This window comes from Edaphobacter modestus (assembly GCF_004217555.1).
Lineage (GTDB): Bacteria > Acidobacteriota > Terriglobia > Terriglobales > Acidobacteriaceae > Edaphobacter > Edaphobacter modestus.
On sequence record NZ_SHKW01000001.1, the window covers coordinates 3,531,207 to 3,553,481 of the forward strand.

Genomic DNA, 22,275 nt, shown 5'->3' on the forward strand with positions numbered 1-22,275 from the left:
GGCAGCAGCAGCCTTACGCCGCTGTGGTCTCGGCCTTCATCTTCTCGGCGATGTCGTGCGCGATGAGTGCATCGATGGTGGGCTGCAGCATGCCTTCCATCACCATGTTGAGCTGGTGCGTGGTGAGGCCGATGCGGTGGTCGGTCAGGCGGTTCTGCGGGAAGTTGTAGGTACGAATCTTCTCCGAGCGGTCGCCGGTGCCGACCTGCTGCTTGCGGTCCTTCGCCTGCAGCTGGTGGATGCGCTCTTCCTCGACCTCGTAGAGGCGGGCGCGTAGAACACGCATGGCCTTTTCGCGGTTCTTGATCTGCGACTTCTCGTCCTGGCAGCTGACGACGGTGTTCGTCGGAATGTGAGTGATGCGGATGGCGGAGTATGTGGTGTTGACCGACTGTCCTCCGGGGCCTGAGGAGCAGAAGGTATCGACGCGGAGGTCTTTGGCTTCGATCTTGATATCGACCTCTTCGGCCTCGGGCAGGACCGCCACCGTGATTGCAGACGTGTGCACGCGCCCCTGGGTCTCGGTGGCGGGAACGCGCTGCACGCGGTGCACGCCGGACTCGTACTTCATCTGCGAGTAGACCTTGTCGCCTTCAAAGATCGCGGTAACTTCCTTCATGCCGCCGCCGATGCCCGTCTCCGACGTCGAGAGCACCTGCACCTTCCACTTATGCTGCTCGGCGAAGCGCAGGTAGGTGCGGAACATCTCGGAGACAAAGATGGCGGCCTCGTCGCCGCCGGTTCCGGCGCGCAGCTCGATGATGATGTTCTTGTCGTCGTTGGGGTCCTTGGGAAGCAGCATGACCTTCAGCTCTTCTTCCATCTCGGCGAGGCGCGGCTCCAGCGTGAGAAGCTCGGCCTCGGCCATCTCCTTGATGTCGGCGTCGTCCTCGGCAAGCATGGTCTTCGCGTCGGCGACGCCCTGCTTCACACTGCGGTACCCGCGGAACTTCTCAACGATGGGCTCGAGGTCGCGGTGCGCCTTGGCGGTGGCGGAGAACTTCTTCTGGTCGGTGACGAGCGCGGGGTCGGCAAGCTGCTGGCCCAACTCTTCGTAGCGCGCTTCCATCTGGTCAAGGCGGTCGAACATAGGAACTCCTAAATCTTTATGTACAAAGGGGATTGAAGCGGGAAAGAGCGAGTTGGGCGCAGCTAGGCGAAATCGTGGCGGCTGGGGGCCACGCCGGGAAGAAACACCGGGATTTCGGCTGCAATTCGCATCTCTTATTAGATGTTACTCCCGTAGGAGTGGGTTCATGAGACGAAATACACTCAAGCTAAGAGTTTTTGGCTCCCCTCACGTCCCGGGATTCTGGATGACAGGAGTGGCTGACAGGATGCGGAGCTGAAAGTACTCGCAGATTCTGCGGGCCGCGTCAGCGGGTTCCACAGTGCTGGTGTCGATCGATAACCCTGACGAAGGAAGCTCCGGGAAGCGGTCGCCTCCCTTCTGGCGGAGCTCGCGGAAGACCTCCACGGACCGCAGCTTGAGGAACTGGGCTCGCGAGGGGTTCTCCATCCGCTGCTCGAGCACATCGACCGGGCAGGTCAGCTCGACGAAGCAGATCTCGCCGGCGCCTCGCTGCACAGCGGCAACAGCGGCCTCGATGAAGCCGGGATTGACGGTGGATTCGGGTGCGAAGGTGAAGATAGTGGAGACATCGTCCTTCGCGGCTGCCTCAAAGACAGAGAGCCATATCTGTTCGCGCAGCCGAACGAACGATGGCGTTCCGAATGGAAAGACGGACAGCAGGGCGTCCACGACAAGGTGGTTGTGAAACAGGCGAAAGCCAGTCAGCTCATGCAAAGCTTTGCCCACGGTGAGCTTTCCTGACGCCGCCGGTCCGTGCAGAAAGATCAGTTTCATCGCTACGCGGGTGTCGGCTGCAGCCAGGCACTCGGGGTCGACTGCATGATCGCGATCTCTTCCTCGCTCATATCGACGCCAATGTCGCCGAAGAGAGGCGTCGAAAGGTAGCGCTCGCCGGTATCGGGCAGCATGCAGAGAATGGTGGAGCCCTTGGGAGCGCTTTCGGCGATGCGGATCGCTCCGGCGAAGGTGGCTCCTGAGGTGATCCCCACGAAGATGCCCTCCTTGCGTGCGAGTTCCCTGCTCCACTTCATAGCCTCGGCGTTCTCGATGGCGAGCACCTGATCGATCTTGTAGGCATTGACCGCGTCCTCGGCAAGCTTGGCGATAAAGTCCGGGCTCCAGCCCTGCTGCGGATGCGGCTTCCAGGAGGGGTGGCTACCGGAGGGCTCGCCGTCGGGATTGCGCGGCTGAGGAATGCCGCTCGCGACCATCGGAGCATCCGAGGGCTCGCAGAGAACAACCTTCGTGTCGGGACTCTCTTTCGCCAGAACACGCGCGACGCCCTTCAGCGTTCCGCCCGTGCCGAAGCCGGTCACCCAGTAATCGAGCTTCTGGCCACGGAAGTCTTCGAGAATCTCGACAGCGGTCGTCTTGGAATGAAAGTCGGCGTTGGCCTCGTTGGAGAACTGGCGCGCAAGGAACCATCCGTGGGCGTCGGCGAGCTCCTTCGCCTTGGCCGCCATGCCGGTACCGCGGGCGGGCCCGGGGGTAAGGATCACCTTGGCCCCTAGGAACCGCATCAGCTTGCGGCGTTCGACCGAGAAGGTCTCGGCCATGCAAAGCACGAGCGGGTATCCCTTCTGGGCGCAGACCATGGCGAGGCCGATGCCGGTATTGCCACTCGTCGCTTCTACAACCGTCTGCCCCGGCTTCAGTGTTCCGGTGCGCTCGGCATCCTCGATCACGCCAAGGGCAAGCCGGTCTTTGACCGAACCCAGCGGATTGAAGGCTTCCACCTTAACAAACAGGTTTACATCCGGGGGAGCCAGCCGATTGATCTTTACGACAGGCGTATTGCCGACGGTTTCAAGGATGTTGGCGTATCGTTTTCCCACTTGTTGCTCCTGGCACTCAGATTTGCCGTACGTGGCCCACGGATGTCTGATGGAAATTCTAGATGGAGCAGCCGGTTTCGGCATCCATTCAAGATGTAAATATGAGGTCATTTCTGGATGGCTCTGTTTCGGGATGTGGCAAATCTTGCGGAGATGCTGGCCGGCGAGGCAAGCCGGCTGAAGAAGCGGGCTGCCATTGCGGAGGCGATTCGCACGGTGCATGAAGCTGCTCCCGAGAGCGAAGACGCGGGAAGATTCGCGCTTTCCATCGCCGGAACCCCCTTCGCCGAGGCAGATCCGCGCAAGCTGAACGCGGGAGGGGCGCTGTTGTCGAAGGCTCTTCTGGAGGTAAGCGGGGCGACGCAGGTCGCGTTGACCGCTGCCTATCGAAAGCACGGCGATCTTGGGGCCGCGGGGTTCGATCTGCTCAGCACGAAGGATGCCGGGGACAGCCGATTATCCCTCGCCGAAGTGGCCGAGGCATTCGCTGCCATGGCCGTGGCGCGAACGACGGCGGTGCGCGCCGGCCTGGTTGAGGGCTTGCTGCGCCGGGCCACACCCATTGAAGCAAAGTATCTGTTGAAGCTGATGATCGGAGACATGCGCATCGGCGTGAAGCAGAGCCTGGTGGAAGAGGCCATCGCGGCAGCTTCGTCGAGCTCGGTTGCCGAGGTGCGCCACGCCGTTATGCTCGAGGCCGATCTCGGCTTTGCCGTTCGGCGTGCCTTCGAACGAACCTTAAGCGAAGCGCGCATGCGGCTCTTTCATCCGCTCGGCTTCATGCTCGCCTCGCCCGTCGAAACTCCGGAAGAAGCAGTGGAGCGTTTCGAGCAGAAGCCGGAGATTGCGGCTGTTGCGAAGAAGGCGAAAAAGAAAAAGACCAGGGGGGACGACACAGATAAGGAGACAGACGCTGCTTCTCCCGAAGCCACTCTCTCCGAGTCTCCTATCGCGCCCGGGCAACGCATCATCGCCGCTTTCCTCGAAGACAAGTACGACGGCATGCGGGCACAGTTGCATTGCGGCGATCCGAGCCAGCCGGACCGCGTCGCTATCTACTCCCGCAATAAAGAAGATGTGACCGAAAGCTATCCCGAGCTCGAGGAGGCATTTGCGACGGCCAGCAGCGCGGCCACGGGGCCACTCATCTTCGACGGCGAGATCCTGGGCTGGGATCTCAAGGAAGGCCGTGCCCTGCCCTTCGCCGTGCTGGGCCAGCGCATCGGCCGCAAGCGCGTCTCGAATGCGTGGCGCGAGCAGGTTCCCGTCGTCTTTATGGTGTTCGACCTGATCTTCGCCGACGGAGAGCTTCTGCTGAACCTTCCCCTGCGCGAGAGACGCAATCGGCTGGAAGCAGTGGTCGAGCGTCTCGTCGAGACCGCACGCTCTCCTCTCGCCGTGGATGAACGCCGCAAGCTGCCGCAGGGTGTCATGTTCGCGGAGCCCGACGGGGATTCCATCGAGCGGTTGATGCTGGCGCCATCGCGGCTGGTGGAGTCCGTCGAAGACATCGAACGCGCCTACGCCGATGCACGCGCACGCGCCAACGAAGGTGTCATGCTGAAGGCAGCAGAATCGGTATATCAGCCCGGCCGTCGTGGACTGGCATGGCTGAAGCTCAAGCGCGAGCTGGCAACGCTCGATGTCGTGGTCACGGGAGCCGAGTTCGGTCACGGCAAGCGAGCCGGAATCCTCAGCGATTACACCTTCGCCGTGCGCGGCCCCGACTATGAGACGACCGGCGAGTTGCTGAATGTGGGCAAGGCGTACTCCGGCCTCACCGATGCCGAGATCGCGGAGCTGAGCGCATGGATGATGGACCACACCCTCGAGGATCGCGGCTTCTTCCGCACGGTCGAGCCGCTCAGGGTTCTGGAGGTCGCCTTCAACAACATCATGCGCAGCGACCGGCATGCCAGCGGATTCGCCCTGCGCTTTCCGCGCATCGTGCGGATCCGTGATGACAAGCCCGTCACCGAGATCGACACGGTCGAGCGCGTGGAAGAGATCTATCAATCACAGGTCGACAAGCCAGTCGAGGTCGAGACAGCCAGCGAGGATTAGACCAAAGCTTCCGAAAAGATGCGCATGCCTTGCGGGTGTTGGAGCGTACTCCGCCGCTGCCTGACACAACAGACCGATCCTCTGGGTCAGGAACCCGGCATGCGAGGCCGCGAGCGGATAAGCCCAGTCCGAGGTGCAGCGCATGCACTCGTTCACAGTTTTTTCTCACTCATGGGGCTATCCTCGAAACAAAATCAAGGTGAGGAGCATCCATAGCTTATGGAATACAGACAGCTTGGACGATCGGGATTGAAGGTGCCGGAGCTCTGCTTCGGTGCAGGCACGTTTGGTGCGAACAACGAGTTCTTCAAGGCGTGGTCGGAGACGACGCAGCAGGAGGCCGACCGCATCGTCGGCATTTGTATGGACGCGGGGCTGAACTTCTTCGACACCGCCGACGTCTACTCCAACGGCTCGAGCGAAGAGGCCCTCGGCAAGTCGCTCAAGGCCTACAAGCGCGAGGACGTCCTGATCTCGACGAAGACAACCTTCCGCTTCGGCGAGGGTCCCAACAACACAGGCTCGAGCCGCTATCACATGATTCAGCAGTTGAACGGAAGCCTGAAGCGCCTCGGCACCGACTACGTCGATGTCTATCACATGCACGGCTTCGACGCGTTGACTCCAATCGACGAGGTAATGAACACGCTCGATCAGTTCATCCGCGACGGCAAGGTGCGCTACATTGCCTGCTCGAACTTCTCCGGCTGGCACCTGATGAAGTCGTTGAGCGTCAGTGAGCGCTACGGCTGGGCGCGCTATGTCGGCCACCAGGTCTACTACTCGCTCGTCGGCCGCGACTACGAATGGGAGTTGATGCCGCTCGCGCTCGACCAGGGTGTCGGCGCGCTCGTGTGGTCGCCGCTCGGCTGGGGACGCCTCACCGGCAAGATCCGCCGCGGCCAGCCGCTGCCCAAGGACAGCCGCCTGCAGACAAAGGTTGTCGTCGACAACGGCCCTCGACCCGATGACGAGCTGGTCTACAAAGTAGTCGACGCGTTGGATGAAGTTGCGAAGGCGACCGGAAAGACGATTCCGCAGATTGCGCTCAACTGGCTGCTGGGAAGGCCCACGGTCTCTACGTTGATTATCGGTGCTCGCAACGAAGAACAGTTGAAGGCAAACCTCGCCTCGGTGGGCTGGAAGCTCGACCCCGAGCACGTCAAGAAGCTTCACGAGGCCAGTGAGGTCGAGCGCGCTTATCCCTACTGGCATCAGGCGCAGTTCGGAGAGCGCAATCCTCTGCCGGTGTAAAACCTACGAGCAGAGAGAAAAAATGCACAAAGAGAAAAGGGCCGCGGCGATCGTCCGTGGCCCTTTTTCTCAAGACCTTACTTGTCTCAAAGCCTTCATTTCAAAGGTCACTTACAAATCCTTAACTGACTTCCTACGGCTTTTTTACGCCGCGCTGCGTATGCTCAGTCATGCCGTCTAGTGGCTGGCGATGAGATCTCCACGACGAGTTCATCGTAAACAAGCCACCGGCAGGAGAGGTAATGAAGACTAGTAATAAATCTGGCTCGACGCGAACTGCGTGCCTGAGCTTTTTTCTTGCGTGCAGCGCGACTGCTGCGCTCGCGCAAAGTGGTTCTTCTGAGGCCATTCAGATTGCTTCGACCGAAAACCGTTCGGCAGGGATCCTGTACAAAGTACCCGGAATGTCAGATTCTCTCGCTGGCGATGCACAAAGCGACGCCGCAAATCACACAACCCCCTCAGGAAATTTCTTTCAGCGGCTTGGCGGCTACTACAAGGCCGACTGGACAGGAAAACTTCCGTCCTCTTCATCCCCGCGCCGGATGCTCGATGCTCCGCTCGATTCGCCTCCGTTTCCCAGCTCCGACTGGGGATACGGCGGCTCGCCAGCCATCGGCGTGCCGGATGGAAATGTCTATCCGCTGATGACGGCACTGGGCAAACAGAACAGCCGGACGAAGATCTATGGATGGATCGCCGCAAGCGTCAATGGGAGTACATCGTCGAAGAGCAACTACCCCCTCTCCTACGACGTCTATCCCAACTCCGTGGTACTGAACCAGGCGGTGATCTACCTCGAGCGCCTGCCCAATACCGTGCAGAAGGAGCACTTCGACTGGGGCTATCACCTGACGGCGTTCTTCGGCAACGATTATCGTTTCACGACGGCCAAGGACTACTTCAGCCAGCAGCTGCTGCAGAAGAATCGCCGCTACGGATTCGATCCGGTGCTCGAGTACCTCGACCTCTACTTCCCCGTGAAGGAAGGTCTCAACATTCGCATCGGCCGCTTCCTCTCCGTGCCCGGCATCGAGGCGCAGCTTGCACCGAACAACTACAACATGTCGCACTCGCTGCTCTACACGATCGACCCCTTTACCGACACCGGTGCGATTGCGACCCTGAAGCTGACGAAGCAGTGGATGGTGCAGCTCGGCATCTCGGCGGGACACGATGTAGCACCATGGTCCGACGATGCCAAGCCTTCGGCCATCGCCTGTCTGAACTACTCGACGAAGACGAATCACGATAACTTCTACGCCTGCGCGAACGGCATCAACGACGGCAAGTATGCGTACAACAACCTGCAGCACTACGACGCCACCTGGTACCACAAGTTCAATGCGAAATGGCACATGGCGACCGAGGCCTGGTACATGTACCAGCGCGAGGTTCCGAACGTCGCCGGCAATGTCGAGAACCCGGTTCCCACAGAGATCGGAGCAAACGGAGCGTACTGCGCCCCCGGCCAGCTCACCTGCACGGCGCCAGAGTATGCGGTCGTCAACTACGTGAACCGCGAGTTCAACCCGCATCTCTTCGTCGGCTTCCGCTCGGACCTGCTCAACGACAAGAAGGGCCAGCGCACGGGTATCCCCGGCAAGTACACGGAGAACACGCTGTATGCGACGAAGTACTTCGGGTCTACGATCCTGGTACGGCCTGAGATCCGCTTCGATCACTCCTGGGACCGTCCGGGCTACAACAACGGCACGGCGAGGAACCAGTTCTTCTTCGGTGTCGACATGATCTACAAGTTCTAACGGCATTAAGTTCCAAAACAACGGAGGCAAAGGTAACCCGGATTTTTTTGAACGTTTCAGCAGCCATCCTCTCGCCTGGGATGGCTGCTTTTCTATTTGGGGCGCGTGTCCCCAGCTTCGCGGCAATTCCGGATACGGTTCGAGAACAACAGATACAACGCGCAGGACCATCGCTGGTGTACTCACAACAGGCACAATCATGGGCCTGGAATGTGAGGAAAAACAGATGAAGATGCAATCAATTGCTCCCAGCAAACCTGTACGCAAGCTTGGACACAGAGAAGGAAAGACGGTTCAGATCGGCAATGCTCGCCTTACATGGAAGGCCACCGGAGAAGATACCGGATACACGACGAGCCTCTATGAGATGGATCTGCTTCCGGAGAATGGCATCCCGCTGCATAGCCATCCGTATTCCGAGGTGTTCTACGTCCTGCAAGGACGGACGGACTTTGTCACAGTTAACGACCAGGGAGAGGAGGAGTGGGTGCGGTGCGCAGCGGGAGAGACAGTGATCGTCCCGATCAATCGCCTGCATGCATTTCACAATCGTACCGAAAAGCCGAGCCGCTTTCTCAGCTTTTCGGTCTACTATCACCAGGTCCTCTTCGACCGGCTGGCACAGGAGGTCGACGTGGATTCGCCGCAGACCGTCACCACCGGCGCCGATCCGCAGGAATACATCCACTTGATGCAGGAGGCGCTGAAGCAGGATATGTACTTCCCGCAGGCGAGCTTGAGCAATGGCCGCGAGGTCCTGCAAGAGCTAAAGGATCGTACGACGGTGATAGGAATCTAACCTGTTGCGCCTCGACCTTCGAAATACGTTGTGGTCGAGGCGCGATTCTTTTGAGACTAGCTTTAGCCCAGTGCAAGGCGAAATTGACTTGGCGTAATGCCAGCCGTCTTGCGGAAGACGCGAGAGAGATGATGTTGATTGGCAAAGCCGGTAGCAAGCGCTATCTCAGTCAAGCCAAGCCGGGAATCGCGCATCAATCCCTTCGCCCGGTCGACGCGTCGTTCGAGAACAAATTGATACGGTGTCTTGCCCGTGCTCGTGCGAAAGCTGCGGATGAGGTGCGACGCGCTAACACCGCTCTCTCGAACAAGATCTTCCAACCGGAGATCATGGTCGATATGAGCATCGACGTAATCGATGCAGCGGCGAAGAGCGGATCGTGCCAGGCCGCCTTTGTGAGACCTTGCCTGCAACGCCATGCTGGAATATCTGCTCTTCAGATACTCGGCCAGCGTGATTGTCATACTATCGAGAAACAGCAGACCGCTCTCAAAACGGCTTTGTTGCTCGGAGAGCAGCACGCTGAGCAGTGCGCGAAGCGAACTGTCTTCGAGAAGATCGGACGGCTGAATACCTAGGCTGCTGTTGCCTTCGCCTTGTGTAAATGCCTCCGGCTGAAGGGAGAAGAGTGCAAACTTCGCATCAGACTTCATCTCGAATTTGCGAAACTCTTCCACGCGGCAGATGCTGGTGTTTCCCGCTGCGACTGTGCCGTTTCGCAACGTCGCCGATTCGAACCAGGTCGCCGAGAGGTCGCTAAGCGCCAAACCGAGACTGACCTCGGAGGATGCAGGAATCTCCCACACCCCTGGTGGCACCTCGATCTCCGCAATCTGCACATAGGGTCCCAGTACTTTGCCTGAAGACAAGGCGGAATTCTGTTGAATGGAATGGACTTCTGTCATCAGTTTCCTGATCGTGACCGTTCACGACCCGTCGTCATTTGGATGAGCGCCTCCCGCAAAGGATTCTTCGCCGCCGTGCGCGACGGCCGCAGCGTGGAAACGCATAGTGTGCTGTAATTTACAGCGATCCGTCCCTGCGACGCTCGACCGTTTTGAGGAGTGAAGTGCGAAGAAATTACATCGTTTTGACATCGTTCCTGGGGCTTTGTCTTGCAGCTTCTTCTTTCCTGAAGGCACATACCTTTGCCGTAGCCGACGGGCAGTTTACCCTCGACGGCAAACCCTTCCGCGTCATCTCCGGCGAGATGCACTACCCGCGCATCCCGCGTGCCTACTGGCGCGAGCGCTTCCGTATGGCAAAGGCGATGGGCCTGAACACCATCACCACCTACGTCTTCTGGAACGTCCACGAGCCGCAGCCCGGCGTCTACGACTTCACCGGCAACAACGACATCGCCGAGTTCATCCGCGAGGCCCAGCAGGAGGGCCTCTACGTCATCCTTCGGCCCGGCCCCTATGTCTGCGCCGAGTGGGAGTGGGGCGGCTATCCCGCATGGCTGCTCAAGGACAAGGGCATCGTCGTGCGCACCACCGACCCGAAGTTCATGCAGCCCGCCGCACGATGGATCAAGCGCCTCGGCCAGGAGCTCGCGCCCTTGCAGATCGGCAACGGCGGCCCCATCATCCTCACACAGGTCGAGAACGAGTACGGCTCCTTCGGCAACGATCACGCCTACATGCAGCAGATCCACAAGCTCCTCGTCGACGCCGGCTTCACGAAGTCACAGCTCTACACTGCCGACGGCCCCGAGCAGGTTCCCGACGGCTCGCTGCCCGACCTGCCCGTCGGCATCAACTTCGGCGGCGAAAAAGTTGGAGATGCCGAGAAGGCCTTCGCCACGCTCAAGAAGGTCCGTCCCAACGGCCCCTTCATCAACAGCGAGTACTGGGCAGGCTGGTTCGATCACTGGGGAGGAAAGCACGCGCACACCAATGCCGACGCACAGGTGGCCAACTTCAAGTGGATGCTCGAGCAGGGTTACTCCGTCAGCATCTACATGTTCCACGGAGGCACCAGCTTCGGCTGGATGAACGGAGCCAACACCGACGGCAAGGGAAGTTACGAACCCGACGTAACCAGCTACGACTACGACTCGGCACTCGATGAGAGCGGACGACCCACGCCGAAGTACTTCGCCATGCGCGACACCATCGCCAAAGCCACCGGGATTACACCGACACCCGTCCCAAAGGTCGCCGCTCCCATGACCGTGCCCGCCGTCGCGCTGCTCGAGACAGCCTCGCTCTGGGATAACCTTCCCATCGCGATCCGCTCCGACACCGTTGAAAGTATGGAGCAGATCGGCCAGGCCTACGGGTACATCCTCTATCGAACGCACCTCAAGGCTGATGTCGCAGGCGAGCTGGTGCTCGATGCGCTCCATAGCTATGCGAAGGTCTACGTAAATAAAAAGCTGGCGGGAACGATCGACCGCCGCTTGAGACAGGATCGCATCACGCTGTACGCAACCGTGGGTGCTCAGCTCGATATCCTGGTCGAAAATACCGGACGTGTGAACTTCGGCAAAACCATCAACAGCGAGCGCGCTGGAATCACGCGAGAGGTTACGCTTGCAGGGAAGCCGCTTCTCGGCTGGGAGATCTATCCCCTGACCATGACCCACACCGAGAAACTTCCCTTTGCGAAGAAGGTCTGTGAGGGTCCATGTTTCTATCGCGGCACTTTCAGTCTCACGCAAACAGCGGACACGTTCCTCGACACCACGGACTTCACCAAGGGTCAGCTATGGCTCAACGACCATGCTCTCGGAAGAGTCTGGAACGCAGGCCCACAGAAGACCCTCTATACGCCGGCGCCGTGGCTGCAGAAGGGAGAAAATGAGGTGATCGTGTTTGACCTCGAAGGAAAGATGGGGCGCGCGGTACGCGGCCTGGACAAGCCTGCGCTGGGCACAGACGCAGGCCACCCGTGAACAGCAACTGTCGGTGCGGTTAGGACACCATCGACCTTCTGCTCACCATTTAGTCATCATCCCGGTCGTAACCGTACATGGCACGCAAGTTCTTCTTGTAGACTGCTCTGCCGACAGCCCGGCCCAGGCGAGCTCCTGCCGTCTGGTCGAATCGAAAATGTATCCCGCCGTAAACGCGAGCGTCGGAGATGTCGTCTGTAATCTGCATGAATGATCCGTATTGCAACACGATGTCGGGTACTGCCGGGTTTGACAATGTAATCGAATGTCCAGCTTCGCCGTAAAGGCGTCTCAGGACCTCGGCTCCCGCATTGGATAAGCTGCCGTGGTTTGAGGGATAGCCCGGGAAACATGGGGTCAGGATGAATGGCAGGTAGTTCGGATCGGGGTCGGTCTTCCGGTTGCCGTCCGTGTCACCTGCACGGATCGCGGTTTCGGGACGCCAGAAGTTGTAGTGGTACTTGTTGAAGAATGAAGCGATCGCGCCGTCGTTGATCGCCATGTTGATGAGGGCCAGGGCTCGGGCGTTCTCGGACAGCGAACGCCACTGTTGTTGCGCGACCTGCCTTGCGGCCTGATTGAATATCAGGGTTGGCGAGGAGGCCGCGTAGAAGACCACGACATCAGCCCGATCTTGTGGCCGCTCTGTGCTGTTGAGGCTCCCTACCGACATCACCTCGTTGTACGCTTTCGCGTATTCGCGACTCTTGAGCGCTGGCGGCGGATTGAGGAGAAACTCACTCGCACTCGGGATGCCGAACGGCTTTACGTTCTGCCATTGAAAGAAGACTCCGACCGCGGTTCCATTCACGATTGGACAACTCGGTGTGGCCTGCCATTCACCTGGAACAGGCGGGGCGGGTATCTTGAATTGCGGCGGCGACGAGCCGTCGTTGGCTCGAAGAGCGATCATCGCATACGCTGCGGCGTCGCCCGTCGCTATGCCTTTACTCTTGGCTGGACCGTCCGGTATCAAACCCAGCGAATTCGCACGAGCAGCATCAAGCACCGTCAAGCTGGCCGGGAAATAGGTACTGAGCACTCGATAGGCAGCCTGGATGGCTGCTGCGTCGGCCGAGGCGCCATGGGGCGCGACGATGTTCCCAAGATACGGTCGATAGTCGCCAGTGATGGAGTTGACGGCTTCAAAGACAGCGAGTTGCACAATCGCTGCATATCGCGCCTGGACGAACGGGTTCTGGCCGCTCGTGATGTTGATCGCAATTACGTTCCAGTCCAGGACGGCATCTGTCTTTGCGACAGCAGGCCCGACCAGTAGAGTCGCCATCAATAGGCATAGGCCAAAAGTCCTCTTCGTTGCGCCACCTTGCATCCTCTTCATTGTGCTTCCTCCCAATTCTCACTGCCTTCGGGCAGTGTGACCTGCATTCTTGCGGTAGAGGGCATGGTGCCCGTACCGAAGCGCGTGTCCGGGCGCCTCAATAATCCCATGGGCTCGAAACACGCAGGACTGCGTACTGTTATCAGTACAGCTGCCACCAGAGACGGTGTAGTTCCCGCTAATTTCACTTCTATGCTGGTTCAGGGTCCCGACAAAAGTGACGACGCCCGTTGCTAGTCTCAAATTCGAGAGCTACCGACATGCCAACAATGAAACTGCCGGAAGGAAATGATCCCGGCCTAAATCATCTCCGCACTGAAGCAGTGCGTATCGAAAGTGGCAGTTCCGGTGATTTCAAAGCTACCCTCAGAGCTGGCGCTGCCGCTCTGACCGATGCCACCTGCCCACGTTGAAGTTCCCTTGTGTGGAATGGAAGGTTCCGTTCAAAAGGTTAGCGATATAAGGAATGTTGATGTCCGAGACGCTTCCCTGATCACCAGCGGCGCATCCACCGTGGATGCTGTATGTCCCGGTGAAGGTGGCGTTGATGAAATTCCCGGTGAAAGTGACTACCTGTCCCTCAAAGGCCGTGCAGGTCAGGGAGGTATTGTCGGCAGTCGGAGTACCCGTCAAGCCAAGAGGGGGCAGTCGATTGAAACAATTTGAACAGGGGACATGCAGTGCCCGAGGCGGTGTGATCGCCATTTGCGCACCTCACGGGGCCCGTGACACGCACAACACTAACACAAACACTCATGACGCGCCGGAAATCTCCAGAACGATCGGACCAGATCAACGCAGACCTTGGGCCGGGCTTTAGTGGCCTGCCGACGGGCTGGCGTTCTTCGGTGGCCGCGGGATGAAGAACAGCAGCGGAAGCATGCACGCGCAGAAGATGCTGAGGTACTGGATGATGTCCAGGTAGGCGAGCATTCCTGCCTGACGATGCAGTTGGTTGTAGATATAAGCCTGCGCGGTGTGGGCTCCCTGCCCGACCATCGGGTCGCCCCCTGCGTGTCCGCCGAACATTCCCTTCAGCTTCTTCACCTGGTCGACGAAGCCCGGGTTCCCCGGAGTGAGGTTGCGGACCATCTGGGTCTCATGCGCCGCCGTCAGTCGCGTAAGCATCGTGGCCACAAACGCGGTTCCGCACGATCCGCCGATGTTACGCGCAAGGTTCGTCAGGCCAGAGACGTCATTGCTCTCCGACTGCTTCACGCCGATGTACGCGATCATGTTGATCGGAATAAAGAGGAAGGCGAGTCCCGAAGCCTGGAAGATACGCAGGAAGACCAGCCGACCGTAGCTGATCCCCAGGTCCATCGTGTGCATCGTGATCAGCGACACCGTTAGCATGAGGAAGCCGTAGCCCATCAGCTTTCGCGGATCGACCTTGCTTGAGAGAAAGCCCACCACCGGCATCATCGCCATCATCATCAGGCCCGCAGGCGAAAGCACCAGGCCCGCAAGCTCAGCCGTGTACCCCAGCAGCGTCTGCACAAACTGCGGAATCAGGACGGTCGTGCCATACAGCGAGAAGCCAAGCACGAACATCAGGATGAAGCCGATTGAGAAATTGCGCCGCCTGAACAGCGTCAGGTTCACGATGGGGCGATTCCCTATACGCAGTTGACGCAGCTCCCACCAGATCATCGTGACGAACGCAACAATCATCGTGATGACGAACAACGTGATCAGCTTCGAGGCGAACCAGTCGTCCTCCTGGCCCTTGTCCAACACAAATTCCAGCGAGCCGAAGGTCAACCCCAGCAGCGCAAAACCGAGAAAGTCGAGCTTAATGCCGCCCTTCTTTGACTGCTTCACCTGCTCCTCCACCCACGGTGGATCCTCGACAATCCGCGACGTCAGAAACAGAGACAATAGACAAATCGGAACGTTCAGGAAGAAGATCCAGCGCCAGTCGTAGTTGTCCGTAATCCATCCGCCCAGCGTAGGACCGATCGCCGGCGCGACCACAACGGCGAGACCGTACATCGCGAAGGCCTGTCCGCGCTTCTCCGGTGGAAAGGTGTCGGCCAGAATCGCCTGCTCGGAAGGAGCCAGTCCGCCACCGCCGATACCCTGCAGGATGCGAAAGAAAACCAGCAGCGGAAGCGAGGGTGCCAACCCGCACAGCGCCGAGCTGATGCCGAACAGCACCACGCAGATCATGTAGAACTTCTTACGTCCGATAAAGGTCGTCATGTACGCGCCCGCCGGTAGAATCACGGCGTTCGCGACCAGGTATGCCGTCAGCACCCATGTCGCCTCGTCCTGGCTTGCGCCCAGCCCACCGGCAATATGCGGCAGCGCGACGTTCGCGATCGAACTGTCCAGCACCTCCATGAACGTCGCCAGTGTTACCGTCATGGCGACGATCCACGGATTGATCCTTGGCCGCCAGACGTTGGCAGGAGCATGACCAACCGTTTGTTCCTGGGTGCGCTCCGATAGCGGGGAGCCGGGTAGCTCTATTGTGCTCGATGCCATGGGTGAGTTTTCGATTCCCGGCAGGCGGGAGAGATTCAATTATCGCCCGAATTTTTAAGATTGCCCCGCTGATGGGGCAATCCCCTTCCGCATCCGCTCCTCAGCGAGCGTAGTTCTGGGTGTACAGGTCGCGCGGAAGACCGGCGCCGCGAGCCTTTCGCTTAAATGCGGCTGCCTCTTCGCGGGTCATCGCACCCCCCACGGTCACCAGATAGGGTGCCCGCCCGTTGGGAGAAAAGACCTCTGGATTTAGCGACGAATGTTGTTTTTTTAATTCCTCGGCCTTCTGTTGTGCCTGCGCCTCGTGGTTGTAGGTGTAGGCCACAACGTGCCATTGCGTCCGTGCCGTGGACGCTGTGGACGGCGTCGAAGCCGCGGCTGTATCTGTCGCGGCGGGCGGCGGGGTTACCGGCGTGGGGTGCGGTACCGAAGAAGGCGAAGCTGCCTCGGCTGGCTGCGCTGTCGTCGGCCGCGCATCCGCGCTGGCCCCGGCTGTGGCTCCGCTCCTTGTCAGCCGCCAGACGAAGAACAGGATCAGCACAATCGCCACCGCCGCCACGATCCACAGCCGCATACGCCGGGGGTCATCTTGCACCGGCTTTACGATGCGGTGTCTTACATCAGGAGTCTGCGACGGAATCGCCGGTCGCACCGGCCTCTCAGGCCTGAGCGGTATCCCAGGTCTCGTCTGGGCCTGCTTCGCCTTCTCCGCAGTCTTCGCCTCTTCTATGCCATCGAATAAGTTGGCTGAGGCCTTCGTGCTAGATTGGCCCGGCTCCATGGTGATTGGCCCGGCGGTGACTGGTGGCTTCGCGGCCCTCTCCCCCGCCGGTTCCTTCTGCGCACCTTGCGCGGCCTGTGCGGCAGGGCGCTGAGCCGCAGCTGCCACCTGTACCGGCGAAACCGGACCTAGTGCGGCCGCCATCTCGCCCAGACCCCACTTTCCACTGAGGCCATTGCGAATAATGCCGTCGAAGGGCGAAGGCAGCAACGTAGCCGAACCCTGCAGGGTCCGTCTTCCCGTCATCGCCTGCAGCAGGACGATGGCCAGGTCATGCACGTCTGCCGCTTTTTTTCGAGCAACCTCGCTCTCGTCCCCGTCCGGCGACGCTGCCTCTCTCACGCAGTCGCTGCGCAGCTTCACCGTCTCGCCCGCTGCGAGAACATTCGAAGGTTCGATGTGCTCATGCACCAGGTCGCGTGCGTGCAGCGCGCCAAGCGCTCCCAGAAGGCTCGCCGCCAGTTGCCTGGTCTCGTCCACCGTCAGTGTGCGGTTCTGTAGCAGCTCCGCCAGGCTCATCTCGGTGGGTTCCATCACGGCATATACCAAGGGAGTTCCGTCCAGCATGGCTTCCCCGTACTTCCGCATCGCCACCAGGTTTTCCTGCTTGATCTCCGAGACCATGCGCCACCGCTCCAGAATCTCGGGTTCGTCGAAGTGTGCCTCGATCAGGCGCACCAACGCGGGGGTTCCCGTGCCGTTGGTGGTCAGGAAGAAGGCGCTTCGCCCCTCTGGGCGGATCAGCTTTTTCAACGGATAGGCTTCAGCGATCGTTTGACCTTCGTATTCATTCCAGAGTTGCATATACAGACCAGTCCTGAGGGGATGTGTGCAGGAAGAGTGCCCACGGGGCAAATAAAACATCGTCCGCCGCTTTGCCGGAACTTACACACGGGAGGGCGACGGTTCGTAGTGCTCCCATTATCCCCCAATGTCCAGGCCTTCTCAACGCCGCAGAGCTTTGCATGTGCCTCAATTGGTTCGCGCCGGCGGGCCATGCTAGACTGCGATTTTTCCGGCTATTGCAAAAAAGGTTCCCAGTTGCGATCCGGAAAAGGGGAAGGTACCCATGCATCCGGATCTGGAAATGATGATTGTGCTCCAGGGCTTCGACCTCGAGGTCCGTCGCCTGACCGAGGAGATGGCTGAGCTGCCCAAGCGGATGGCCCGTCTCGCCGCCCAGCACGAGGAGGCGAAGCGTCAGCTTCGATCCGTCACGGAAGATCTTGCGAAAGAGGAGGTCCTTCGCCGGCGGCAGGAGCTGGACATCAAGGACCACCAGCAGAAGGCAGCTCGTCTCCGCAAGCAGATGGATGTCGTAACCACCACCGCGCAGGCCTCCGCTCTCGAACACGAGATCACCTTCGCCGAAGGCGAGATCACCCGGCTGGAGGATGCAGAGCTCGAAAGCATGGAGCGTACCGAGCAGCTTGAGGCCGCAAAGCTCACGGCCGAAGAGACCGTCGCCAACCTCGCCCAGGAGCATGCCGCCGAAAGCGCCCGCGCCGCCGAGGCTCTCGAGCGCGACCGCGCGCTGCTTGCCGAGGTCCACGCAAAACGCAACGAGCTTCGTCCCCAGATCGGCGAGAGCTCCCTCTCCACGTACGATCGCGTGGCAAAATCTCGCGGCACCGCCCTGGCCGAGGGGGTCGATCAGAAGTGCTCCGCCTGCCAGATGATGGTGCGGCCGCAGCGCTGGAACGATCTGCGTGAGCGCAGCAACGACGAAGCCATGTTCACCTGCGAGACCTGTGGACGGCTGCTCTACTGGGACCCCGCTCGCGACGCTCCGCAGAAGAAGCCGGTAAAGAACGAAAGCATCGCTGCGTCGATCGTGAGAGCTCTGTGAAGAGAATCTGTGTCGACATGGATGAGGTGATGGCAGACGCTCTGGGGGAGCATCTGCTGCGCTATAACCGCGATCACGACGAAGAGCTCACCCTCGACGATCTGCACGGCAAGGCGCTCTGGGAGGTCGTCTCCATCGACCGTCATAACGCCCTCGAAAGCTATCTCCGCTCCGAAGACTTCTTCGAGGGCCTTGCCGTCATGCCCGAATCGCAGCGCGTCATGCGCCTTCTGCAGCAGAAGTACGAGGTCTTCATCGCGACCGCCGCCATGGAGGTTCCCACCTCCTTTCACCAGAAGTTCCGGTGGCTCGAGCGCCACTTCCCCTTCATCTCCCCTTCGCACATCGTCTACTGCGGCGACAAAGGAATTCTCAACGCGGACTTCCTTATCGACGACAACCCGCGCCAGCTGCGGCGATTCAAAGGCGAAGGCATTCTCTTCACCTCGCCGCACAACATCGCGGTTAAGGGATTTCGCCGCGTCAACGACTGGCTCGACGTCGAGAAGCTTTTTCTGGGGTAGCGGAAGCCGCCGCATCGATGCGCCTGCGGGACGGATTCCGGAAGCTCTCCCGGGCCACGCTGGCAAACGCGCTTACCACCGCTCGATCCTCACCCGCACGATAGGCCAGCTCAATATCGCTCATCACCCTCGCGCCGCGCAGCGCCGGGCAGGAGACGTGAGGTCCCGATATCTGCCGAACGCAGGCCGGTCCGATCGACACTCCCAGCCCGGCGCCGATCAGGCGAAGAATCGTCAGCCACTGCGGCGCCTCCTGCACCACGCGCGGTCGGAATCCATGCGCTTCGCACAGCGAGATCGGTTTCTCATAGGCACGTGCGCCCGCCATCGGCGCAAAGAAGACGAACGGCTCCTCGCGCAGGTCGCCGGCCGAGATGACGCTGCGTCCTGCAAGCCGATGCGTCGCGGGCAGCACGGCAACATATGGCTCTGAGAAAAGAGCCTCCACATGCAGGCCCTCCGTCGGTCCGGCGTCGCGCAGAAACCCTGCATCCAGCATGCCCCGGTTTAGCGACTGCGCGACTCCCGACGTGTACGACTCCGACAGTTGCAGCTGCACCCGCGGATACAGGCTCCGATAGCGCCCCAGCATCGCAGGCAAGGGCGTCAGCATGCCCGAGCCGATGAAGCCTACCCTCAAAAAACCTTCGTCGCCGCGACCGATGCTGCGGGCCTCCTCCATATCCTCGCGAACATTGCGCAGTGTGCGCCGCGCGCGATCCAGAAAGACCTCGCCCGCGACCGTCAACCGGACCGCTCTCGAGGTACGCAGGAACAGCGGATAGCCAAGGATCTCCTCGAGCCTGCGTATCTGTTGCGAGAGAGGCGGCTGTGCCAGGTGCAGCCGCTCAGCGGCCCGGCCGAAGTGAAGCTCCTCCGCGACGGCCACGAAATAGCGAAGATGGCGCAGTTCCAGATCACGATCATTCATATCTGAAACATCCTAATCCGAACGAACAATATATTGGACGTATGGCATGGCCGCTTCTAGCCTGACATTCATAAGGAGTTCGTCATGTCTTCGACCCTCTGTCTCGCCGATATACCCTCGAATGAGAATTCGATGTCCACAGCCTCCGTTCAATTGCGACCCTTTCAGCCCGGTGACGCCGAGGCCTTCCGCTGCCTCAACGAGGCATGGATCGAAAAGTTCTTCGGGCTCGAGGAACAGGACAACAAGATACTTGGCGATCCCGAAGGATACGTCCTCGCCAAAGGAGGACATATCTTCTTCGCCGTTGCGGACGGAATCCCGATCGGATGCTGCGCCCTCGTTCCTGTTGCCCCCGGCATCTACGAGGTGGCCAAGATGGCAGTCGCCGAGTCATGGCAGGGCCGCGGAATCGGTCGACGCGTCCTGGCCTACACCATCGAACAGGGGCGTTCCCTCGGCGCCGATTCTCTCTACCTCGAGACCAACAGAAGGCTCGCCAACGCCATTCACCTGTATGAATCGCTCGGCTTCCGACACCTTCCGCCCAAGCACTCGCCCTACGCGCGCGCCGACGTCTTCATGGAGCTGCGCTTCTAGCGCGTGCGCGCGGGTACGCAAAGACCCCAACGACAGGCAGGAGCCCACGCGCTTGAACTTGAAGCTGCCGTGGGCTCTACTGCACCGCCGACTCGGGGATGAGATTCGTTCCCGCTGCTGCAGCCGAAGTGGAGCCTTTCGCTTCAGGCGGAGCGAATCGATCCTTCAACCTCAGCAGGGGGGACTCGAAGTACTTGTAGCTCAACATCGCAACGACGATGGACGCCACAAACCAGAACACCAGGTAAAGCATCGCGCCCGTCATCCGTGAATGCGTACGAGCCTGCAGCCAATACAAGACCCCCGTCATGATCGGGGCAAAGAGCAGGTGGTACACGTAGATGCCGTAGCTGTACTTGCCGAAGAACCTGAGCGTTCGCGAGCTGAACACGCGGAAGGCCAGACTGGTTGGTAGAAGGCACTTCACCAGCAGTCCCGAGAACAGAACCGCCGAGATCGTATATCCCACCGAGGACATGAGGAAGGTGTGGAAATCCAGCCTGCGCGAGATCGCGACCACGGCAATCGCTCCCACCCCGGAGACATAGACAGGCCAGCGAAGCCGCGAGGAGAGCCCCTCGATCTTCCACGTACGGAGACCCGCCGCCAGGAACGCTCCCATAAAGAGGCCGTCAGCATGGGTCGGCAGCTCATAATAGATCCACTCCATCGTGGTTTCGGAAGGAAACACCCAGAGCAGGACGCATCGCAAAACAAGTGCGGCCCCGATCATCGACAGAGAAAACCGCATGATCTTCTTCGGCTCCCGCAACAGGAAGATCGTGAGCGGCCAGAGCATGTAGAACTGTTCTTCCACCGCCAGCGACCAGAAGTGCTCGAGATTCAGAGCCGGGAGCACGCCTTTCAACGATGGATTGAGATTCATCGCAATGTTCTGGCAGTAAAGCAGAAACGAAAGATGTCCCAGCCGCCACTGGAGATGAAGCACCGGGGTAAGCAGGAAGCAAACCAGCAGCACACCGTAAAAGAGCGGAAAGATCCTCAGCGATCTTCGAATATAAAAATTCTTGAAGTACCGGTTCGTATCGAGGGCGTCGATAAGAATTCCAGTAATCAGGAAGCCGGAGAGCACGAAGAACAGATCGACTCCGAGCCACCCGCCGCTGCCCAGCCATCCGGTCACCTGCGCGGCAAGCGAATGGAGATGAGTGGTCAGAAGTGCATGGCGGGCAAACACCAGCAGAATCGCCAAACCGCGAAGACCATCCAGAGCGTTGTAATGTTTGTGGGGAGTTTGGGCCTTCAAATTTGCGCTCCGGGCAATCCGCAATGGCTCATGCTGGCGACCTGCCACTGATCGGAGAGGGGTAAGTAGATTTCGGTCTCTTCCATCATCGCGATGATGACGCTGCTAAAACCGCCATGCCGGAAAGGTTCACATTGCGGAGGGGAGAAGCTCGCAAACACTGTTCGTGCAACCGTAGAATCATCTTACCCCAGCCGCTGTGACAGGACTGCGAAACGGACCCACGCTTCCCGAACCAATCCTCCAGAAATTGCAGGACTTGCATAAGAAAACGGTTGAATCCCTGCGCGGAAACCTTATCCGTTCGCGTCAGACGATCCGGCCATACCGTAAAGCTCGCTCTCAAATCGCTGGATCGCCGCCTCCGACCACGCATGCGACGATTTCCTCCAGGTATCGCCCTTCTCCTCGAGGAAGTTGGGAAAGTTCATGCGGCAGTAGCCCGCTCGTTCCCTGAAGTCGTACAGCCCCTGCGGAGTTCCATCCAGGTACAGCACCGCCCGCAATCCGTCGCGCGACCACTCCACCGCCGCAATCCGTTCCGCCTCGGGCCGCTCGAGCTGGGCGTCGCTCTTCGCCAGCGCGTCCACGTTGTAGATCAGCATCGCGTCCAGAATGCTCTCCTCGTGGGTCGTCTGCGACCGGTCGCAGGCGTAGAAGTAGCCTGCAATTCCCTCGTCCTCAAAGACCACCGTCCATGGTGGCGCCGTCGGAGAGTCGGAGGAGAGAAAGGCGAGTCCGGGGGTAAAAGTAAGCGACTGCATACCTCTCACGATACGAT

Annotated in this window: 19 protein-coding genes; 8 read left to right on the forward strand and 11 right to left on the reverse strand. The window is 59.8% G+C overall.

Annotated elements, in window-relative coordinates:
* Positions 1 to 13 precede the first annotated feature (13 nt).
* From prfA to cysK, 3 genes are all read right to left on the reverse strand, one after another.
* Positions 14 to 1,090 carry a peptide chain release factor 1 gene (prfA, locus tag BDD14_RS15045; protein WP_130419521.1) on the reverse strand — a complete coding sequence of 359 codons (1,077 nt, stop codon included), beginning with the start codon at positions 1,088 to 1,090 and terminating at the stop codon, positions 14 to 16.
* A gap of 207 nt (positions 1,091 to 1,297) precedes the next feature.
* Entirely contained in the window at positions 1,298 to 1,867 is a 570-nt protein-coding gene (locus BDD14_RS15050) for a P-loop NTPase family protein (RefSeq protein ID WP_130419522.1), read from the reverse strand.
* Between the two features lie 2 nt (positions 1,868 to 1,869).
* On the reverse strand, positions 1,870 to 2,928 hold the full coding sequence (gene cysK / locus BDD14_RS15055; RefSeq protein WP_130419523.1) for a cysteine synthase A: 1,059 nt from the start codon (positions 2,926 to 2,928) through the stop codon (positions 1,870 to 1,872).
* Between the two features lie 117 nt (positions 2,929 to 3,045).
* Between cysK and BDD14_RS15060 the strand changes: the two genes are divergently transcribed.
* From BDD14_RS15060 to BDD14_RS15075, 4 genes are all read left to right on the forward strand, one after another.
* Positions 3,046 to 4,992 carry an ATP-dependent DNA ligase gene (locus BDD14_RS15060; RefSeq protein WP_130419524.1) on the forward strand — a complete coding sequence of 649 codons (1,947 nt, stop codon included), beginning with the start codon at positions 3,046 to 3,048 and terminating at the stop codon, positions 4,990 to 4,992.
* A 219-nt stretch (positions 4,993 to 5,211) separates the two neighbouring features.
* A complete protein-coding gene (locus tag BDD14_RS15065; protein WP_130419525.1) occupies positions 5,212 to 6,246 on the forward strand; it encodes an aldo/keto reductase in 1,035 nt (344 codons plus the stop codon).
* 242 nt (positions 6,247 to 6,488) lie between these two features.
* Complete coding sequence (locus BDD14_RS15070; protein ID WP_242617965.1) at positions 6,489 to 8,012, forward strand: outer membrane beta-barrel protein; 1,524 nt, start codon at positions 6,489 to 6,491, stop codon at positions 8,010 to 8,012.
* A gap of 226 nt (positions 8,013 to 8,238) precedes the next feature.
* Positions 8,239 to 8,811 (forward strand): cupin domain-containing protein, encoded by a 573-nt coding sequence (locus BDD14_RS15075; RefSeq protein WP_165420090.1) that lies wholly within the window; start codon positions 8,239 to 8,241, stop codon positions 8,809 to 8,811.
* 62 nt (positions 8,812 to 8,873) lie between these two features.
* Here the strand turns inward: BDD14_RS15075 and BDD14_RS15080 are convergent, their stop codons facing one another.
* Entirely contained in the window at positions 8,874 to 9,716 is an 843-nt protein-coding gene (locus BDD14_RS15080) for a helix-turn-helix domain-containing protein (RefSeq protein ID WP_130419527.1), read from the reverse strand.
* Positions 9,717 to 9,880: 164 nt separating this feature from the next.
* On the opposite strand from BDD14_RS15080, the gene BDD14_RS15085 reads away from it, so the two are divergent.
* Positions 9,881 to 11,710: a glycoside hydrolase family 35 protein gene (locus BDD14_RS15085; RefSeq protein WP_207231749.1), complete on the forward strand. Its 1,830-nt coding sequence runs from the start codon at positions 9,881 to 9,883 to the stop codon at positions 11,708 to 11,710.
* 49 nt (positions 11,711 to 11,759) lie between these two features.
* Here BDD14_RS15085 and BDD14_RS15090 read toward each other — a convergent pair whose 3' ends face one another.
* The 4 genes from BDD14_RS15090 to BDD14_RS15105 form a co-directional block, all read right to left on the reverse strand.
* Positions 11,760 to 13,052 (reverse strand): vanadium-dependent haloperoxidase, encoded by a 1,293-nt coding sequence (locus tag BDD14_RS15090; protein ID WP_130419528.1) that lies wholly within the window; start codon positions 13,050 to 13,052, stop codon positions 11,760 to 11,762.
* A gap of 366 nt (positions 13,053 to 13,418) precedes the next feature.
* Positions 13,419 to 13,757, reverse strand: a complete 339-nt coding sequence (locus BDD14_RS15095) for a hypothetical protein (RefSeq protein WP_130419529.1) — start codon at positions 13,755 to 13,757, stop codon at positions 13,419 to 13,421.
* Between the two features lie 111 nt (positions 13,758 to 13,868).
* Complete coding sequence (locus BDD14_RS15100) at positions 13,869 to 15,542, reverse strand: DHA2 family efflux MFS transporter permease subunit (RefSeq protein WP_130419530.1); 1,674 nt, start codon at positions 15,540 to 15,542, stop codon at positions 13,869 to 13,871.
* A 100-nt stretch (positions 15,543 to 15,642) separates the two neighbouring features.
* Positions 15,643 to 17,127: an SPOR domain-containing protein gene (locus tag BDD14_RS15105; protein WP_165420091.1), complete on the reverse strand. Its 1,485-nt coding sequence runs from the start codon at positions 17,125 to 17,127 to the stop codon at positions 15,643 to 15,645.
* Between the two features lie 265 nt (positions 17,128 to 17,392).
* On the opposite strand from BDD14_RS15105, the gene BDD14_RS15110 reads away from it, so the two are divergent.
* Together BDD14_RS15110 and BDD14_RS15115 are read left to right on the forward strand one after the other, a co-directional pair.
* On the forward strand, positions 17,393 to 18,172 hold the full coding sequence (locus BDD14_RS15110) for a zinc ribbon domain-containing protein (RefSeq protein WP_130419532.1): 780 nt from the start codon (positions 17,393 to 17,395) through the stop codon (positions 18,170 to 18,172).
* Entirely contained in the window at positions 18,169 to 18,696 is a 528-nt protein-coding gene (locus BDD14_RS15115) for a 5' nucleotidase, NT5C type (RefSeq protein ID WP_341273309.1), read from the forward strand. Before BDD14_RS15110 ends, BDD14_RS15115 begins: the two co-directional genes overlap by 4 nt.
* Here BDD14_RS15115 and BDD14_RS15120 read toward each other — a convergent pair.
* Complete coding sequence (locus BDD14_RS15120; protein ID WP_130419533.1) at positions 18,656 to 19,627, reverse strand: LysR substrate-binding domain-containing protein; 972 nt, start codon at positions 19,625 to 19,627, stop codon at positions 18,656 to 18,658. The genes BDD14_RS15115 and BDD14_RS15120 overlap by 41 nt on opposite strands.
* A gap of 132 nt (positions 19,628 to 19,759) precedes the next feature.
* On the opposite strand from BDD14_RS15120, the gene BDD14_RS15125 reads away from it, so the two are divergent.
* Positions 19,760 to 20,227, forward strand: coding sequence for a GNAT family N-acetyltransferase (locus BDD14_RS15125; RefSeq protein ID WP_130423170.1), 468 nt, complete (start codon positions 19,760 to 19,762; stop codon positions 20,225 to 20,227).
* Positions 20,228 to 20,303: 76 nt separating this feature from the next.
* Here BDD14_RS15125 and BDD14_RS15130 read toward each other — a convergent pair whose 3' ends face one another.
* Together BDD14_RS15130 and BDD14_RS15135 are read right to left on the reverse strand one after the other, a co-directional pair.
* Entirely contained in the window at positions 20,304 to 21,494 is a 1,191-nt protein-coding gene (locus BDD14_RS15130; protein ID WP_165420092.1) for an acyltransferase family protein, read from the reverse strand.
* Positions 21,495 to 21,790: 296 nt separating this feature from the next.
* Positions 21,791 to 22,258, reverse strand: coding sequence for a DUF2251 domain-containing protein (locus tag BDD14_RS15135; protein ID WP_130423172.1), 468 nt, complete (start codon positions 22,256 to 22,258; stop codon positions 21,791 to 21,793).
* Positions 22,259 to 22,275 lie beyond the last annotated feature (17 nt).

What these genes read in the sequence shown, in the direction of transcription:
- prfA (WP_130419521.1), bottom strand. Translation starts at nt 1,090, where the DNA reads ATGTTCGACCGCCTTGACCAGATGGAAGCGCGCTACGAAGAGTTGGGC.
- BDD14_RS15050 (WP_130419522.1), bottom strand. Translation starts at nt 1,867, where the DNA reads ATGAAACTGATCTTTCTGCACGGACCGGCGGCGTCAGGAAAGCTCACC.
- BDD14_RS15060 (WP_130419524.1), top strand. Translation starts at nt 3,046, where the DNA reads ATGGCTCTGTTTCGGGATGTGGCAAATCTTGCGGAGATGCTGGCCGGC.
- BDD14_RS15065 (WP_130419525.1), top strand. Translation starts at nt 5,212, where the DNA reads ATGGAATACAGACAGCTTGGACGATCGGGATTGAAGGTGCCGGAGCTC.
- BDD14_RS15070 (WP_242617965.1), top strand. Translation starts at nt 6,489, where the DNA reads ATGAAGACTAGTAATAAATCTGGCTCGACGCGAACTGCGTGCCTGAGC.
- BDD14_RS15075 (WP_165420090.1), top strand. Translation starts at nt 8,239, where the DNA reads ATGAAGATGCAATCAATTGCTCCCAGCAAACCTGTACGCAAGCTTGGA.
- BDD14_RS15080 (WP_130419527.1), bottom strand. Translation starts at nt 9,716, where the DNA reads ATGACAGAAGTCCATTCCATTCAACAGAATTCCGCCTTGTCTTCAGGC.
- BDD14_RS15090 (WP_130419528.1), bottom strand. Translation starts at nt 13,052, where the DNA reads ATGAAGAGGATGCAAGGTGGCGCAACGAAGAGGACTTTTGGCCTATGC.
- BDD14_RS15095 (WP_130419529.1), bottom strand. Translation starts at nt 13,757, where the DNA reads ATGGCGATCACACCGCCTCGGGCACTGCATGTCCCCTGTTCAAATTGT.
- BDD14_RS15100 (WP_130419530.1), bottom strand. Translation starts at nt 15,542, where the DNA reads ATGGCATCGAGCACAATAGAGCTACCCGGCTCCCCGCTATCGGAGCGC.
- BDD14_RS15105 (WP_165420091.1), bottom strand. Translation starts at nt 17,127, where the DNA reads ATGCAACTCTGGAATGAATACGAAGGTCAAACGATCGCTGAAGCCTAT.
- BDD14_RS15110 (WP_130419532.1), top strand. Translation starts at nt 17,393, where the DNA reads ATGCATCCGGATCTGGAAATGATGATTGTGCTCCAGGGCTTCGACCTC.
- BDD14_RS15120 (WP_130419533.1), bottom strand. Translation starts at nt 19,627, where the DNA reads ATGAATGATCGTGATCTGGAACTGCGCCATCTTCGCTATTTCGTGGCC.
- BDD14_RS15125 (WP_130423170.1), top strand. Translation starts at nt 19,760, where the DNA reads ATGTCCACAGCCTCCGTTCAATTGCGACCCTTTCAGCCCGGTGACGCC.
- BDD14_RS15135 (WP_130423172.1), bottom strand. Translation starts at nt 22,258, where the DNA reads ATGCAGTCGCTTACTTTTACCCCCGGACTCGCCTTTCTCTCCTCCGAC.